Here is a 15,272-nt window from a genome sequence, read left to right as displayed (position 1 = left end):
CTGTTTATTTCAGCCGATCCAAAGCCAGATTCAGCTTCAGTACGTTGACTCGCGGTTCTCCAAATACTCCCATGCTTCTTCCTTCCGTGTTTTCCGCAACCAAAGCCTGAACTTTTGCCGGATCGAGATTGCGCGCCTTCGCAACGCGCTGCACCTGAATGGCTGCCGCTTTTGGCGAGATGTGCGGATCAAGGCCCGAACCGGAGTTGGTCAGCAAATCGGCCGGGATATCTGCTTGCGCGACGCCCGGGTTGGCAGCCAGGAAAGCAGCGATGTCTTTTTGCACGCGCTCGGTCAGTGCCGGGTTGGATGGCGCGTAGTTGTTCGAGCCAGAGCCTGCTGCATTGTTGTCGATAGACGAGATGCGGCCCCAGAAGTACTGCGGATCGGTGAACGTTTGCCCGATCAGCTCGGAGCCGACTACTTTGCCGTTCGCATCGGCAATCAGACTGCCGCTCGCCTGCGCCGGCATGACGACCTGCGCCACCCCTGTCATCGCAAGCGGGTAAATCAGTCCGCATATGAGCAGTAAAACGACAGACAATCGGAGGTTTTTCAAAATCATGGATATTCACCTTTGCTTTCCTGTTTCGATTGTGGCGGTTTCGCCTATACGAGATTCAATCCGACCAGCACCAGGTCAATCAGCTTGATGCCGACAAAAGGCACCAGAATGCCGCCCAAACCATAGATCACCAGATTGCGGCTGAGCAGCTTGGTCGCGCTCATCGGCGAGTATTTTACGCCTTTCATCGCCAGCGGAATCAAGATCGGAATGATGATCGCGTTGAAGATCAGCGCGGACAAAATGGCGCTCTGCGGCGTAGCCAAGCCCATGATATTGAGGGCGTTCATTTGCGGGATCGCCAGCATGAACATCGCCGGAATGATCGCAAAATACTTCGCCACGTCGTTTGCGATACTGAAAGTCGTCAGTGCGCCGCGCGTCATCAAAAGCTGCTTGCCGATCGCCACTACCTCAATAATTTTCGTCGGGTCGGAATCGAGGTCGACCATGTTGGCCGCTTCCTTCGCCGCAACCGTCCCGCTGTTCATCGCCAGACCGACATCCGCCTGGGCGAGCGCTGGCGCATCATTCGTGCCATCGCCTGTCATCGCGACCAGTTTGCCCGCTGCCTGTTCTTTGCGGATCAAGGCAATCTTGTCCTCCGGCTTCGCTTCCGCCACAAAATCGTCTACCCCTGCCTCGCGGGCAATCGTCGCTGCTGTGAGCGGATTATCCCCCGTGCACATCACCGTGCGAATCCCCATGCGTCGCAGTTCTTCAAAGCGCTCTCTCATCCCCGGCTTGACGGTATCCTTCAAATAAATCAGCCCGAGAACGACATTTCCCTCCACCACTGCCAGCGGCGTTCCGCCTGCGGTTGCGATCCGGTTTGCCTTTTCGTCGAGGTCTGCCGGGATACGGCCTCCCAATTCCTTGACGTACGTTTTGATCGCGTCTACTGCACCTTTGCGAATTTGCGTGCCGTTTGCCAAATTCGTGCCGCTCATGCGCGTCTCGGCTCTAAATTCCACGCCCTCTGCGCCCGGCAGTTCCAGCTCGCTTGCTGCAAGACCTTGCTTTTTCGCCAGTTCCACAATCGAGCGGCCTTCCGGTGTTTCATCGAGTATGGAGCTTTGTGCTGCCGCCCTGTTCAAAGCGTCTGCCTTGCTGTTGCCCACTGGCACAAATTCCGCTGCCATGCGGTTTCCGTGGGTGATCGTGCCCGTTTTGTCCAAAATAATCGTGTTGATGTCGCCCGAAGCTTCCACCGCTTTCCCCGACATCGCAATGACGTTGAACTGCGTAACCCGGTCCATCCCGGCAATCCCGATGGCGGAAAGCAAACCGCCAATCGTCGTCGGAATCAGGCAGACGAGCAAAGCCACGAGCGTAGCAATCGGAATGGCGGCATTGACGTAGCTTGCGATCGGCTGCAAAGTCGTGCAGACGATCAGGAAAATCAACGTCAAGCTGACCAGCAACGTATTGAGCGCAATTTCGTTCGGAGTTTTTTGCCGTTTGGCACCTTCGACTAATGAAATCATCCGGTCGAGGAACGACTCGCCAGGATCAGTCGTCACACGGACGCGAATCCGGTCGCTCACTACACGCGTACCGCCTGTAACGGAGCTGAAATCGCCACCCGCTTCTTTAATGACAGGCGCGGATTCACCCGTAATCGCCGACTCATCCACGGAGGCGACACCTTCGACAATCTCTCCGTCACTCGGAATCAGCTCGCCCGCTTCGACGATGACTAGATCGCCTTTGCGCAGTTCCGTCGAGCTGACCATTTGGATCGAGCCATCTTTGGCGAGCTTTCTCGCTTTTGTATCCTGTTTCGTTTTTTTCAGACTCTCAGCCTGTGCTTTTCCGCGCCCTTCTGCCAATGCCTCGGCGAAGTTGGCGAACAGAATGGTCACAAACAGAATCAGGCTGACGATCCCGTTGTATCCGCGATCAGAGGCTCCCCCGAACAGATCGGGCAAGATCGTCAAAAGCAGGGTCACGACAAATCCGACTTCGACCACAAACATGACCGGGTTTTTGATCATGACCCGCGGGTCCAGTTTTTTCAGCGCCTCGACAAAGGCACGCTGGTACAAATCTTTTGGAAACGCAACCGTGCGCGTTCTGCTCATTGGAAATATCTCCTTTGCCTTTTGAATTATCGGATGGTCAACCACTCGGCTACCGGGCCAAGTGCCAGTACCGGCAAGAACGTCAGCGCACCCACGATCACGACCGTCGCGATCAAAATGACCAGAAACACACCATTGTCTGTGCGAAGCGTACCCATCGTTTCAGGTACAGGCGTTTTCGCGAGCAACGAACCGGCTACCGCCAGCATCGCGATGATCGACACGTATCGGCCAAACAGCATGACCAGCCCAGTCGAAATGTTCCAGAAAGGCGTATTGTCGCCCAGTCCTTCAAAGCCAGAGCCGTTGTTGGCTGCCGAGGACGTAAATTCGTACAAAACTTGCGAAATGCCGTGGAAGCCCGGATTGGAGATTCCGGCTGTGCCCATTTCCGAGGCCAGCGCAATCGCGGTCGGAGCCAAAATGATCAGCGGGTGGGCGAGAATCGCAATCGCGATCAGCTTCATCTCTTTCCCTTCGATTTTTCGTCCGAGAAACTCGGGCGTCCGTCCGACCATCAAGCCCGCGATAAATACAGCCAAAATCGCATACATCAAAATGTTTACCGTACCGACGCCATCTCCGCCGAATACGCAGTTCAGCATCATTTCCCCGAGCGGCACCAGTCCGCCCAGCGGCGTCAGCGTGTCGTGCATGTTGTTGACCGTTCCGGTCGTCGCCGCAGTCGTCACCGCTGTAAACAGGGCGCTCTGCGCAATGCCGAAACGCACTTCTTTTCCTTCCATGCTGCCCACGGCCTGTGACAAACCTGCACGTTCAAGCGCCGGGTTGCCATTGATCTCGCTTCCGTAGGCAATCCCGAGGAACACGAGAAACATCAAACCCATGGCGCCAAAAATGATCCAGCCTTGCTTGCGGCTCTTCGTCATGAAACCGAAGGCAAAAGGCAGAGACGCCGGAATGAGGAACATCGACAAAATCTCCAGCACGTTCGTCAAAGGAGTCGGATTCTCAAACGGATGCGCAGAGTTGACCCCAAAGAACCCGCCGCCGTTCGTTCCCAAATGCTTGATCGACACAAGCGAAGCTACCGGACCGCGTGCGATTTGCTGTTCAGCCCCGCTCAATGTAGTCGCCGTCGCTGTCGGTTCCATCGTCTGCGGCACGCCTTGCGCCACCAGAAGAAGCGTCACGACTACTGCCAAGGGAAGCAGCACACGCGTATGCGCCCGCACCAGGTCGACATAGTAGTTTCCGATGCTGCGCTGTCCGGTCAATCCGCGCATGAATGCCATGACGACCGCAATCCCCGTAGCAGGTGTCGTAAACATCAGGTAGATAATCACCATCATCTGCGACAGATAGGACAAACCGCTTTCTCCGCTGTAATGCTGGAGATTGGTATTCGTCAAAAAGCTTACCGCCGTATTGAACGACAGCAACGGGTCCATCGCCGCCACACCGCTCGGATTCCCCGGCAGCATCCCTTGCAAGCGCAAGAGCAGATAAGCAATCGCAACCATCGTGATATTGCTGACCAAAACCGCCGTCGCGTACTGCTTCCAGGTCATGTCTGCGACGCGAATGCCGGACCATTTGTAAATGACTTTTTCCACCCCGCCAAAAGCGCGGTCCAATCGCGTATTTTCCAGGGAAAAGGCCCGCGCCAGATAGCGTCCCGTCGGAATCGCCAACAAGAGCAGCACCACCAAAACCACCGATATTTGTATAAAGTCCACGGACAATTCCTCCTACTTCCTCTATGAAATGAATCGCTCGACCAATCCTTAATACTTTTCCGGATAGATCAGTGCGTGGCCCAGGTAGATCGCCAGTCCGGCCACAATCAACAGCAGCAAGATCATTTTTCTTTTCCTCCCTGTTCTTTTACTACCGCATCACAAAACTTGATCAGGGCAAAAAATGTAACAAACGAGATTGCCAAGAGCAGTATGGCAACTAAGTCCATGAAAAGTCCCTCCTTTTTCCGCTTGCAGTTTGCCGTTTTTGTCGCGCCAGCTTCCTTCAGGCGCCCACCTCCATCTACCTTGAACAAAGTCGTGCCGGTTCGCCTCTTTCGCTCACTTCCTGGTACAAGCTTTCTCCCCTGAAAAAACCTGCCATGGAAGCAAAAAAATAGACCAATGCTTACTCATTCCCCGAAAAGATCGCCACAATGGACCAGCAAAGCTCAACAGACAGGGCAAGCCCCGCCCGCACTTTAGCGGTATGAAAGACGATCACTTCTTCGGAGAAAAAGTACTCATTGGTCTACCGAACGCCCAGCCGACTTGAATGTGCCTTCTTTGCGTTTTGTCTCCCGTTTCCTTTTTCCGAAAAACGTGTATTCATTTTTTGGGCAAAACGAAAAGACCTGCATCTTTCGTTTCGAGCAAGCTTCTTTGCTCATCCAAAAGGACAACAAAAAAAGCCTCCTCAAACAGGCGGTCTTTAGACCTCCCTCGCTTTAGCCGACGAAGTTAGCTGACGGGTAGGATGGCGAAAGAGTTACTCATCCCTTCCACGAATCGTGGAATTAACCCCTACAAAATTGGGTCCTCCGTTCCCGAGTGCCTCGGGATTTGGCCAGATTTGCAATTGTTGGTTACGAGTCTCATTATACGTCTGGCATAATCGGTTGTTAATGTCTTGTTTCTCGCTTTTTAGCACGATTTGTGCAGTCTTTATCGATGTAAGCGATTTAATCCTGTCAGGACTCAGCCGCGCAAGATATTTCGTCGATTATCTCGCGTTTTCTCGCAACGCATGGACCGCGTTCGGAAATGCCCTGTCCGATTTTTTGCAGCCATTGCTTTATTTCTTCTGCCGACAAAGGCTTGCTGTAAAGGTATCCTTGCATTTCATCACACTTCTGTTCACGCAAAAAAGCAAACTGAAGCTCGTTTTCCACCCCTTCAGCCAAAACGCTGAGGTGCAGATTATGGGCCATGGCAATGATCGACTGGGCAATCACGGCATCGTCCTTTTCCGTAATAGCACTTACGAAGGAGCGATCAATTTTCAGACGATCTATGGGAAAATCGCGCAAGTAGCTAAGCGAAGAGTATCCGGTGCCAAAGTCGTCAATCGACAGCTTCATCCCCAATCGCTTTAACTCATGCAGAACACCGATCACCGCATCCGGATTTTTCATGACGGCGCTTTCTGTAATCTCTAGCTCCAGAAGCTCGGGCTGCATGTCCGTCTCCTGAAGAACTTGCTGAATCATCTGTACCAGATTCTCTTGTTGAAACTGACGGGCAGACAAGTTGACGGCAACTCGCAACGGGTCATATCCTGCCTGCTCCCAGAGCTTGGCTTGGTTACAGGCTGTTCGCAGCGCCCACTCGCCAATCGGTACAATACAAAGCTTTGTGAAGTTCCTGTTCCATCGCAAGACATTCTGATGCATGATTGCTCATCGTAAAGGAGTACACAATGTATCGATTTCGTCCCTTCTCTTTTGCACTGTACATCGCTGCATCCGCATGCTTCATCAGCGTCTGCGCATCTTCCCCATCTCTCGGAAAAATGCTGATCCCGATGCTTGTCGTAACCATGCACTCGCGACATTCGACATGGAGCGGCTTTTGCAAGGAAATGAAGTCACCCGTCTCTACCAGAACAAGATCCCCTCTTCGCAGTTCCTCCGCAGACACCACATGGATGCCCCCGTCTGCCTTCAGCCGTTTCGCCTCAGTATCTCTTTTGGCCCGGCGCAACGTATCTGCCTGCGCTTTTCCCCGCCCTTCTGCTAGTGCTTCGGCAAAATTGGCAAACAGGACGGTAAACAGCAAAACCAAAAATACGCCTGTGTTCCAGCCTATCTGATTCTCTGTTCCGAAATAATGGGGGAAAAGGATCATGAGCAGGATTAGCACAGTTCCCATCTCAACCACAAACAGTACAGGATTCGATTTCATAACCAGCGGGTTTAGCTTGCGTACGCTCTCCAACAAAGCTGTTCCGATTATTTTATTGTGGAATGTCGAATGCTCTTCTACTTGTTTCACGGCCATTCACCTTTCTATCCTATGAAATTCACAATTGTTCTACATGACATAAGGCGTGAACCAAATACAAAAAAATCCCCACGGCAAAAATCGTTACGATTACCACAAAATCATCCCTCCTCAGGCGTGTTGACAGCCCAAAGTCGGCTGAGTAATATAAGGCACAATGATAAATAATGGGAGGTATGGCGTTTGGCCATCTCTAACAAAAAAAAGCTGGAAGCTGAAATCAGCGAAACTTTCATCAAATTTCAACGCGACTTGATCGGACGTGGCCCTCAAGAAGCAAAAACCTACATCGTCGGCGACATGGTCCTCGTTCGCTTCAAGGGAGTGCTCACCGTTGAAGAAAAACATCTCTCCAGCCACGATAAAGGCCGTCGCATTGTAAAAGAAATGCGCGAGGTGCTTCGTGAGATGTATAGCGAGGAATCAGAAGAAATCGTAGAAAAGCTGACCGGCTGCAAAGTGCTGTCCAGTCATAGCGACATCAGCACCAAGATGGGGGAGCGAATCGAGGTTTACGTGTTGGACAAGGACCTCGAAAAAATGCTGGGCTGATTCCTCAACTGAATACCTGTGCATCGAAAAGGCGGCTCCGCCTGCTTACTGACGGAGCCTTTTTCCAATCAACCGCTGAGTTGTTCTGCCAGCCATCGATATCCCTTGTACCCTGGCTTGCTGATGATGACATAATGGGCACCTAACCCTTTGTATAAACTCGCATTTTGCTGCTCCTGTGTCAGAACGAAAATGCGGCAAGTGCCCAACTGCCGAAACAAAGTAATGAAATCACGCCCTTCTGGCCATTCGTCCACAAACAGATAGACAGACTGATAGACTAACAACTCCTCTTGATGAAGATAGCTTTCATCGAAAGAAATGGGCGACAACTTTTCTGTGCAGGAGTGACGCTCTCCCCTGATCAGCGAATAGGCAACAGGACTTTTCCGGAAGAACAGAGAGTCACTGCCTCCTCTGATCGTCTGCACAAAAGACGTGAATGCCTCTCCCACCCCAATGACCAGACAATTTTTCATGCCAGCCCCTCCTCTTCCCGTTTATTTGAGCTCCTCAATCGACTGGATGTTCATATAGCCTGGAACCACCAACCCGATTTTGGTTCCGTCCAGATTGGGGCCAAGGTCTTCCAACTGATCCCCGAACTTTTTGAGATAGCTCGCATCGGTAGAGGGAAGCCAGGCTGCTACCATCCCGTCCACATCGCCCATGGCTACGCCTGCCCACATCGGTCCAGCCTGGACCTGACTCAATTCCACCTCATATCCGAGCTTTGTCTCCAGCACTTCCTTCACTATGTGCGAACTGGCAATTTCCGAGTCCCATGCCACGTAAGCGATGGTCAGCTTTTCTTTTTGAACCGGAGCAAGCCCCTCTACCCACTTCCCGACCTTGTCTTCGTTGTTTTTCACCCACTCCGCAGCCGCTTCCTCTGGTTTTTTCCCGTCCAAAATATGTACCATCACAGCTTCCATGTCCGCAGGCTTCCATTGGAACGCGTCCAGAAACCGATAGGCGGCAGGGTGATCCTGCTTCAATCCTTTTCGAACGATGGTATGAATCTGTTCAGCTCCGCCAAAGCCGTTTTTCGGGTCCTGCAAATATTTCAGATCCAGTTTTTTGAACATCCAATGCGGCGTCCAACCCGTGATGATAATTGGTTGCTTCTGTTCGTAGGCACGCGTCAGCGCGGCAGTCATCGCCGCATCCGATCCTTCTACAAGCTGCCAGTTGTCCAGGCCGTACAGCTTCATGACTTCCTCAGTCTTCACCATCGAGCCGGCACCAGCGTCAATTCCAATGATTTTATATCCCACTGCTTCCCCAATCGCGTTCTTCGGCACCTGGACGGGATTCGGATTGTGCCCAATCGTCGCCCCTGTCGGTGTAGAGCCTTGCTGAGAGCAGCCTGCCAGCATAATAGCCGCAGCCACCACCCATGTCAGTGCATTTTTTCGCGTGAACTTGTTCATAACGCTTTTCTCTCCTTTTGTTTGGCATGCTGGGAAATGCGGTCCAGAACGATAGCAATAATCACGATCGATAACCCCGCTTCAAAACCTTTGCCGATATCCACCTGGGATACAGCCCGATAAACATCGGCTCCCAATCCTTTTGCTCCGATCATGGCGGCGATAACCACCATCGAAAGCGCAAGCATGATGCACTGGTTGACTCCCGCCATGATGGTCGTCTTCGCCAAAGGCAGTTGCACCTTCATCAACTTTTGCCATCTCGATGAGCCGAAAGCATCCGCTGCTTCTGCAAGCTCCGGCGGAACCTGACGTATGCCGAGATTCGTAAATCGGACGATCGGCGGCAGCGCAAAGATAACGGAAGCAATGACCCCTGGTACTTCGCCCAGTCCAAAAAAGAAAATGGCCGGGATCAAGTAAACGAATGCTGGCATCGTCTGCATCAAATCTAGCAACGGCATGACCAGCTTCGTGAAAGTATCGCTTCGCGCGCAGGCAATACCCGCAGGAATCCCTACAGTGATGGACAACAGGGCAGAAGCAATAACCAAGCCGAGCGTTTCGACCGTTTCATCCCAGTACCCCAGATTGGCAATGAGAAACAGCCCAAGCAATGTGAAAAACATCGAAGATCGCCCGCCAAATACCCAGGCCAGCGCCCCGAACAGCAAAATGAGAATAACAGACGGTATCGCAGCCAAAACCTCGGTAAAGTACGTGACCATTCCCGAAATGATGATCGCGATCGGATCGAACAAAATGCCTTTGTGCTGACCGAGCGCCTCAACGATTCGTTCCACCCATTCACCGATCGGCAACTTAGGCACGGAATCCATGAGGCATCACCTCTGCTCCCTGCTGCGGATTGACCTTGCCGACAAGCCCGCCGAGCACCGCTCCCTTGACAATGACGCCCAACAGACGCCGCTCCTCACCCACGACAGCAATCGGAACGTGCAAATCTGCCATCAGAGGAAACAGGCTGTTCAGACGGGCATCTGGCCCCACGCTGGGGATATCTTTTTTCATCATGGTTTCAAGCGACTCGCCCGTATTGATCGCAAGCGAAACGTCATAGGCGGTAACAAGCCCAAGCAATGTCCGCTTTTTGTCTACGATGTACAGACTGGATACCCCGTTGTCCATCATGAGCTGGAGGGCCACCCTCGCACCTTTGTCAGGAGTAATCGCTTCTGCCCTTTTCATCACGTGTTTTGCCACCAGCACTTTGGACAAGTCTGCATCCTCAACGAATTTTTTCACGAATTCATCCGCAGGATCGGTCATGATTTCTTCGGGACGCCCGACCTGGATGAAGCGACCGTCTTTCATCAGGGCGATCCGGTCACCGAGCCGCAATGCCTCATGCAGATCGTGAGTAATGAACAAAATAGTCTTTTTCATCGTTAGCTGAAGCTCTAGCAGCTCATCCTGCATGTCTTTTCGAATCAGCGGATCAAGGGCACTGAACGCTTCATCCATCAGCAAAATGTCGGGATTGTTGGCGAGCGCCCGGGCCAGGCCGACCCTCTGCCTCATTCCGCCGCTCAATTGATCAGGGAAGGCATTTTCCCACTCGGAAAGCCCGACGAGCGCAAGCGCTTCGCGTGCTTTTTCTTGCCTCAATCCATGCGGTACTTGCTGAATCTCCAAACCGAATTCGATGTTTTCCCGTACCGTTCGCTGTGGGAAGAGCGCGAAATTTTGAAAAACCATGCCGAGCTTTCTCCTGCGTACCTCGCGCAAATGAGCCGGCTTCATACCAATGAGTTCTTCGCCATCGATCTGAACGCTCCCAGTGGTTGGCTCAATCAGGCGGTTGCAAAGTCGGATCAAGGTAGATTTGCCGCTGCCTGACAGCCCCATAATGACGAAAATTTCGCCCTCTGCTACCGAGAAGCTGATCTGGTTCACACCGATCGATTGCCCTGTCTCTTTAAAAATTTGCTCCTTTGTCCATCCTTGCTCCAACAGCTTTAACGCTGCCTGCGGCTGCTTGCCAAACACTTTCGTCAATTGCCTGACTGTCATTTTGGGCATGAGCCTTTCCTCCCTTTCTTGTTTTCCCAAATGAAAAAACCTGCGAAGTTCCGCTTCCAACCGGACGAACCACCTGCAGACGCTGCCGCTTGTGTACGCTCGATTTTTGCAGAATAACGCAGGCTTACCTAATACCTGGCGCCCCTGTGCAAAAGGCTCCCTGTACGCTGTCTTCCTGATTTCGCTGTTCGTTTTTTGGTTTCATGCACCGGGTTTATGCCGAAATTCATTTGCCGCCCGCCATCCTCGCACATCGACATGCACGCGTATGACAAAAGCCACACATGAAAATCGCCATAAAAAATAGACCTATTTCATCCTTTTTCTCAAGAACAAAGGTCCCAAAGAAAAAGTCTGAAATGGCCTATAAACGCGCCCGAAGAGGACCGCTCCTCTTTTTTCGCATCATTGCCCAGACTTCATCGCTTCATGAACCTTCCCTGCTTTGGCCGACGAGGTTAGCTGACGGGTAGGATGGCAGAGAAGACTTATCTCATCCCTCCTGATTGCTCAGGATTAACCCCAAAAGATTGGTTCCCCCGCTTCCGGGTTGCCCCGGAACTAGGCCGTATGAAATGTTTGAATCAGATTCGGTAATGTGATTTGATTATACGCCTGCTGCCAATTATTGTGAATGCTCGCTTCGGCCTGCTTGCCTCATGCTTGATCGTTCTTTATTTATATCCTGACATTAGCTATCGGTTGCTCACCAATGAAAGCTATTTCGCCTGCTTTCCAGCTTACACGCAAATGCTCACCAGTACAGAATCATCGTAAGCAAACCGCTCGCTAATATCGGTGACCACTTCCCATTCCTCTTCCCCGACGCGAATCGAGTAAATCAGCTCCCGGCCCTGAAACTGGACGTGAGCGACCTTGCCCATGATCCCGTCCGAGCCTTGATGCCAGACGGACAGCTTCAACTGGTCCGGGCGAACAGGCAATACTTGCTGATCGAAAAAAGCGGAAAAATCACGCGAAACGGTGATCGGCAACGATGACGCTCCCTGTTTTTCCAGCAAAAAGGTGTTCGCGGCAGCCCAGTTCCCTTTTAAAAAGTTGGCTCTGCCGACAAACTTGGCGACAAACGGCGACTCCGGGGCGTAGTAAATGTCGTGCGGAGTGCCTGCCTGCTCAACTCTGCCGCCCTTCATCACGACAATGCGATCAGCCATGGCCAGTGCCTCGGATTGATCGTGCGTCACATAGACAATCGACGTACCCAGTTCGCGGTGAATGAACTGGATTTCTTTTCGCATCTGCATGCGCAGCTCGGCGTCCAGACTGCTCAACGGTTCGTCCATCAGCAACAAGGTCGGATTGAACACGATGGCGCGCGCCAGCGCCACACGCTGCTTTTGCCCACCGGAAAGCTGACTGGGGAACCGCTCCTCCATACCGCCCAGACCGACCATCTCCAGCATCTGGGCTACCCGCGCTTTCGGGTTTTGCTTGTACGCTTCCGGCACCTGCTGTTGATGCTGCAAAGGAAACGCCACGTTTTCGTAGACCGTCAAATGCGGCCAAAGCGCGAACGACTGAAACACCATGCCAATCCGCCGTTCTTCCGGCGGCTTGCGCTTGGCCGCGCTGGCTACACACTCGTTGTTGATCCAGATTTCTCCGCTTGTCGGGGATTCGAACCCGGCAAGGAGCCGCAGCAGCGTCGTTTTGCCGCAGCCGCTCGGACCGAGCAAAGCGACAAACTCGCCTTGGCCGATCTGCAAATCGAGATGGTGGAGCGCCGTCACATTCCCGAATTTTTTCGATACCCCTATTACCCGCGCACTGTTCATTGTTCGATCCTCCGTTGCCAGTATCGTTTCCACAGACTGCCCGCCGCGAGCACCAGCAGGATGGCTCCTACGATCAAGGTCGAGAGGGCCGTGCTGTACGTTGTCGATCCCGCCTGCTCAAAGCTGAAAATGACGACACCGATCGTTTCCGAGCCGGATGACCACAAGAGCGACGAAATCGTCAGCTCTGTAAAAGCGGTGAGAAAGACCAGAAACAAACCTGTTGCCATGCCCGGCGCGTAGAGCGGGAGCAAAATGCGCCGCCATCTCGTCCAGAAGCGCCCGCCGTTGATCCGTGCTGCCTCCTCCACTTCTTTGCCCACTTGCATGATCGAAACCGTACTGCTTTTGACTTGCAAAATGAGAAAACGCGTCACGTAAGCGATCATGATCAGCCAAACCGTTCCGTATATGCCTGGCTGCCAGCCGGGAATCGGTTCAATCCAGGTCAAAATCATCGCAAGTCCGAGCACCATGCCCGGAAGCGCATACGGCAGCGCTACAGCCCCTTCCATCGCTTTGCCAAGCGCAGACGGCTTATGAATGCGCCAGTAGGCGAACAGCGTGCCCGCGATGACGCACAAGACACCCGTCATGCTGGCAAGCATCAAGCTGTTGCCGATGGCTCCCTTCGTACCTGCGTGGTCGAACATTACGAAGGCAAAATGCTTCCACGTCAAATTTTCCGGGACAAACGGCAAGCCGTAAGCTTTGACAAAAGCGGTTGCGGCCATCGACAAAAGCGGAAGCAGGCTCGTCACAAGCAAAAACCCGCCCACCAAAACCTCCGCCGTCAAACGGTGCTTGCCCAAAGACCGCCGGATGGACTTGTCCTCGGCACTGGTCTGGTCTACCCGGCTTTTCCGCAGCAAAACCCACTGCATCCCTGTCCCTGCCAGCGCAATGACGCCGAGCAAAACAGACAGGACAGCCGCCCTGGCAAAAGCGCTCGGCCCAAATCCGATCACTTCCTCGTAGATCAGTGTACTGAGTACAGAGATATTTTCCGGGATACCCAAAAATGCCGGAATCCCGAAGTTGTCCAGCCCGGAGATAAACGCCAGCAGTCCGCCTCCCGCAATGCCTGGCAAGGCGAGCGGAAGCGTCACTTTGGCAAACACAGCCCGCGCGCTTGCTCCCGAAGAATGCGCCGCCCACTCCAACTCTTTCGGAATCCGGTACAGCACAGACAGCGTCAACATGTACACCAGCGGATAATGAGTCAGCCCCATCACGACGATGATCCCATCCAGCCCGTACACGTTCCACAGCTCGACCGGACTGCCCATCACCCAGCTCGCAGCCCTGTTCAGCACACCCTGCGGCCCTGCCAACTGCGTCCAGGCCAGCGTCATTACATAGGACGGGATGAGCAGCGGCAAAAGGGCAAACGCGTGAATCGCACCTTTCCAGCGTATATCGGTATACGCGCACAGCCAGGCAAGCGCCACGCCGACGACTACCGAGATGACGGTGGAAATACCCGCTGCCAGCACAGTATGACCGACTGCATCCCACGTCCGGGCATTGACCAGCACCTCCTGAAAGTAGTGCAAGCCAAGCCCTGCTTCTGTCTGGATACTAAGCACAATCAGCTTCCACAACGGATAGACAAAAAAGAAGGCGACCGGCACCAGCACGAACCAGGTAGCCGCCTTATCCATGGACAGGGAGGCGGCGAACTTGCGCCGCTCCCCCATCTGTCTCTCGCTCACTACCGTCTGCCAGTTACTTGCCACCCATCATCTCTCCAAATTTCTTTTTGTCGGCTTCCCTGGAAGCTTCCAGTTCGTCAATATTGGCGGAAAGCGCCTTGATTTGATCTTGTGCGTACAGTCCTTCCGGTGCTGCTACTCCTTTGCGGATCGGTGTATAGCCCAGGCCGCTGGCGAGCTTTTGCCCTTCTTCGGAGAGGACGAAATCGACAAACGCTTTGGCAGCCTCCTGGCTTTTGGTCGCTTTCATGATGCCGATCGGCTCCGTGATGACAGGCACGCCTTCTTTTGGATACACGATCTCGACGGGCGAACCGTCTTTTTTGGCGCGGGCAACCAGATAGTCGACGACCATGCCGTAATCTTTTTCGCCGCCCGCTACACTTTTGAGCACGGCGCCATTTCCTTTAATGACGGTCATTTGATTCGTTTTCAGCCCGCTGATGTAATCCCAGCCCAAATCAGGCTGGCGCGTAAACACCCCGACATTGTAAGCCGCTGCGCCTGAGTAGAGCGGGCTTGGCATAATCGCTTTGTTCGCCGCTTCCGGACTCGTCAGCACTTTCCAGCTGTCCGGGAGAGCTTTGACCTTGCTCGTGTTGACCGCAAGCACAGTCGCCATGACTTTCGTTCCGGTGTACGCGCCGTCCGCGTCTTTCCACTCCGCCGGAATGTCCGCCGCTTCAGGCGAAGTGTACGGCATGAGCAAATCTTGTTTTTTCAGGCTGACAAAAGTCGGCGCATCCGCGACCAACAGCACGTCAGCTTTTACTTGGCCTGCCTGTGCTTCGGCCTGCAAGCGGCTGATGACTTCCTCCGTTCCCGAGCGGAACAGATCTACTTTCACGTCAGGATACTTCTTGGAAAAAGCGTCGATCAAAGCAGCTGCATCCGCATCCGGCTGGGACGTGTAAAAGCTCAAGGTTCCCGCTACTTTCGGGGCAGCAGGCTCCGTTGTGGCAGCCGGAGTCGACTGCGGCGCTGGCTGGGATGGGGTCGACGAAGAAGGCTGGGAACCGCAGGCAGCAAGTCCGAAGACCGATACGGCCGCGAACAAAGAAAGAGTCCATTTTTGCAACAGAACACGTTTCATTTTTTATT

14 protein-coding genes and 2 riboswitches are annotated in these 15,272 nt (G+C 53.3%); of the genes, 1 reads left to right on the top strand and 13 read right to left on the bottom strand.

Annotation, left to right across the window (positions count from 1 at the left end):
• Positions 1 to 4: 4 nt before the first annotated feature.
• The 6 genes from kdpC to HP435_RS02445 all read right to left on the bottom strand — a co-directional run bounded on the left by kdpC (position 5) and on the right by HP435_RS02445 (position 6,623).
• The gene (kdpC, locus tag HP435_RS02465; RefSeq protein WP_173597955.1) at positions 5 to 565 is read right to left on the bottom strand and encodes a potassium-transporting ATPase subunit KdpC; all 561 of its coding nucleotides are present in this window, start codon (positions 563 to 565) and stop codon (positions 5 to 7) included.
• Between the two features lie 44 nt (positions 566 to 609).
• Positions 610 to 2,649: a potassium-transporting ATPase subunit KdpB gene (gene kdpB / locus HP435_RS02460; protein WP_173597954.1), complete on the bottom strand. Its 2,040-nt coding sequence runs from the start codon at positions 2,647 to 2,649 to the stop codon at positions 610 to 612.
• A 26-nt stretch (positions 2,650 to 2,675) separates the two neighbouring features.
• Complete coding sequence (gene kdpA, locus HP435_RS02455) at positions 2,676 to 4,349, bottom strand: potassium-transporting ATPase subunit KdpA (RefSeq protein ID WP_173597953.1); 1,674 nt, start codon at positions 4,347 to 4,349, stop codon at positions 2,676 to 2,678.
• Positions 4,350 to 4,397: 48 nt separating this feature from the next.
• The gene (locus HP435_RS29220) at positions 4,398 to 4,475 is read right to left on the bottom strand and encodes a potassium-transporting ATPase subunit F (RefSeq protein ID WP_083955723.1); all 78 of its coding nucleotides are present in this window, start codon (positions 4,473 to 4,475) and stop codon (positions 4,398 to 4,400) included.
• 589 nt (positions 4,476 to 5,064) lie between these two features.
• Positions 5,065 to 5,208, bottom strand: a riboswitch (cyclic di-AMP (ydaO/yuaA leader).
• A gap of 112 nt (positions 5,209 to 5,320) precedes the next feature.
• Positions 5,321 to 6,022, bottom strand: a complete 702-nt coding sequence (locus HP435_RS02450) for a putative bifunctional diguanylate cyclase/phosphodiesterase (protein ID WP_173597952.1) — start codon at positions 6,020 to 6,022, stop codon at positions 5,321 to 5,323.
• Positions 5,934 to 6,623, bottom strand: coding sequence for a diguanylate cyclase domain-containing protein (locus HP435_RS02445; RefSeq protein WP_173597951.1), 690 nt, complete (start codon positions 6,621 to 6,623; stop codon positions 5,934 to 5,936). Before HP435_RS02445 ends, HP435_RS02450 begins: the two co-directional genes overlap by 89 nt.
• Positions 6,624 to 6,815: 192 nt before the next feature.
• On the opposite strand from HP435_RS02445, the gene HP435_RS02440 reads away from it, so the two are divergent.
• Positions 6,816 to 7,184 carry a Na-translocating system protein MpsC family protein gene (locus HP435_RS02440; RefSeq protein WP_063229353.1) on the top strand — a complete coding sequence of 123 codons (369 nt, stop codon included), beginning with the start codon at positions 6,816 to 6,818 and terminating at the stop codon, positions 7,182 to 7,184.
• 68 nt (positions 7,185 to 7,252) lie between these two features.
• Here the strand turns inward: HP435_RS02440 and HP435_RS02435 are convergent, their stop codons facing one another.
• The 7 genes from HP435_RS02435 to HP435_RS02405 form a co-directional block, all read right to left on the bottom strand.
• A complete protein-coding gene (locus tag HP435_RS02435; protein ID WP_122966671.1) occupies positions 7,253 to 7,663 on the bottom strand; it encodes a hypothetical protein in 411 nt (136 codons plus the stop codon).
• 21 nt (positions 7,664 to 7,684) lie between these two features.
• Entirely contained in the window at positions 7,685 to 8,617 is a 933-nt protein-coding gene (locus tag HP435_RS02430) for a glycine betaine ABC transporter substrate-binding protein (RefSeq protein WP_122966672.1), read from the bottom strand.
• Positions 8,614 to 9,456, bottom strand: a complete 843-nt coding sequence (locus HP435_RS02425; protein WP_122966673.1) for an ABC transporter permease — start codon at positions 9,454 to 9,456, stop codon at positions 8,614 to 8,616. The genes HP435_RS02430 and HP435_RS02425 overlap by 4 nt, the downstream gene beginning before the upstream one ends.
• A complete protein-coding gene (locus HP435_RS02420; RefSeq protein ID WP_122966700.1) occupies positions 9,440 to 10,660 on the bottom strand; it encodes a quaternary amine ABC transporter ATP-binding protein in 1,221 nt (406 codons plus the stop codon). Before HP435_RS02420 ends, HP435_RS02425 begins: the two co-directional genes overlap by 17 nt.
• A gap of 431 nt (positions 10,661 to 11,091) precedes the next feature.
• Positions 11,092 to 11,238, bottom strand: a riboswitch (cyclic di-AMP (ydaO/yuaA leader).
• A gap of 162 nt (positions 11,239 to 11,400) precedes the next feature.
• Positions 11,401 to 12,456 (bottom strand): ABC transporter ATP-binding protein, encoded by a 1,056-nt coding sequence (locus HP435_RS02415; protein WP_122966674.1) that lies wholly within the window; start codon positions 12,454 to 12,456, stop codon positions 11,401 to 11,403.
• Positions 12,453 to 14,156, bottom strand: a complete 1,704-nt coding sequence (locus HP435_RS02410) for an ABC transporter permease (RefSeq protein WP_173599975.1) — start codon at positions 14,154 to 14,156, stop codon at positions 12,453 to 12,455. The genes HP435_RS02415 and HP435_RS02410 overlap by 4 nt, the downstream gene beginning before the upstream one ends.
• A gap of 28 nt (positions 14,157 to 14,184) precedes the next feature.
• Positions 14,185 to 15,264 (bottom strand): ABC transporter substrate-binding protein, encoded by a 1,080-nt coding sequence (locus HP435_RS02405; RefSeq protein WP_173599969.1) that lies wholly within the window; start codon positions 15,262 to 15,264, stop codon positions 14,185 to 14,187.
• Positions 15,265 to 15,272 lie beyond the last annotated feature (8 nt).

Origin of the sequence: Brevibacillus sp. HD3.3A, assembly GCF_013284375.2 — a bacterium.
GTDB classification, from domain to species: Bacteria; Bacillota; Bacilli; order Brevibacillales; family Brevibacillaceae; genus Brevibacillus; species Brevibacillus parabrevis.
This window is presented reverse-complemented; position numbering and strand designations above follow the sequence as displayed.

Bases quoted from the DNA above. Each gene is read 5' to 3' on its own strand.
- kdpC (WP_173597955.1), bottom strand. From the start codon at position 565: ATGATTTTGAAAAACCTCCGATTGTCTGTCGTTTTACTGCTCATATGC.
- kdpB (WP_173597954.1), bottom strand. From the start codon at position 2,649: ATGAGCAGAACGCGCACGGTTGCGTTTCCAAAAGATTTGTACCAGCGT.
- HP435_RS29220 (WP_083955723.1), bottom strand. From the start codon at position 4,475: ATGATCTTGCTGCTGTTGATTGTGGCCGGACTGGCGATCTACCTGGGC.
- HP435_RS02450 (WP_173597952.1), bottom strand. From the start codon at position 6,022: ATGCATCAGAATGTCTTGCGATGGAACAGGAACTTCACAAAGCTTTGT.
- HP435_RS02435 (WP_122966671.1), bottom strand. From the start codon at position 7,663: ATGAAAAATTGTCTGGTCATTGGGGTGGGAGAGGCATTCACGTCTTTT.
- HP435_RS02430 (WP_122966672.1), bottom strand. From the start codon at position 8,617: ATGAACAAGTTCACGCGAAAAAATGCACTGACATGGGTGGTGGCTGCG.
- HP435_RS02425 (WP_122966673.1), bottom strand. From the start codon at position 9,456: ATGGATTCCGTGCCTAAGTTGCCGATCGGTGAATGGGTGGAACGAATC.
- HP435_RS02420 (WP_122966700.1), bottom strand. From the start codon at position 10,660: ATGCCCAAAATGACAGTCAGGCAATTGACGAAAGTGTTTGGCAAGCAG.
- HP435_RS02415 (WP_122966674.1), bottom strand. From the start codon at position 12,456: ATGAACAGTGCGCGGGTAATAGGGGTATCGAAAAAATTCGGGAATGTG.
- HP435_RS02410 (WP_173599975.1), bottom strand. From the start codon at position 14,156: ATGGGGGAGCGGCGCAAGTTCGCCGCCTCCCTGTCCATGGATAAGGCG.
- HP435_RS02405 (WP_173599969.1), bottom strand. From the start codon at position 15,264: ATGAAACGTGTTCTGTTGCAAAAATGGACTCTTTCTTTGTTCGCGGCC.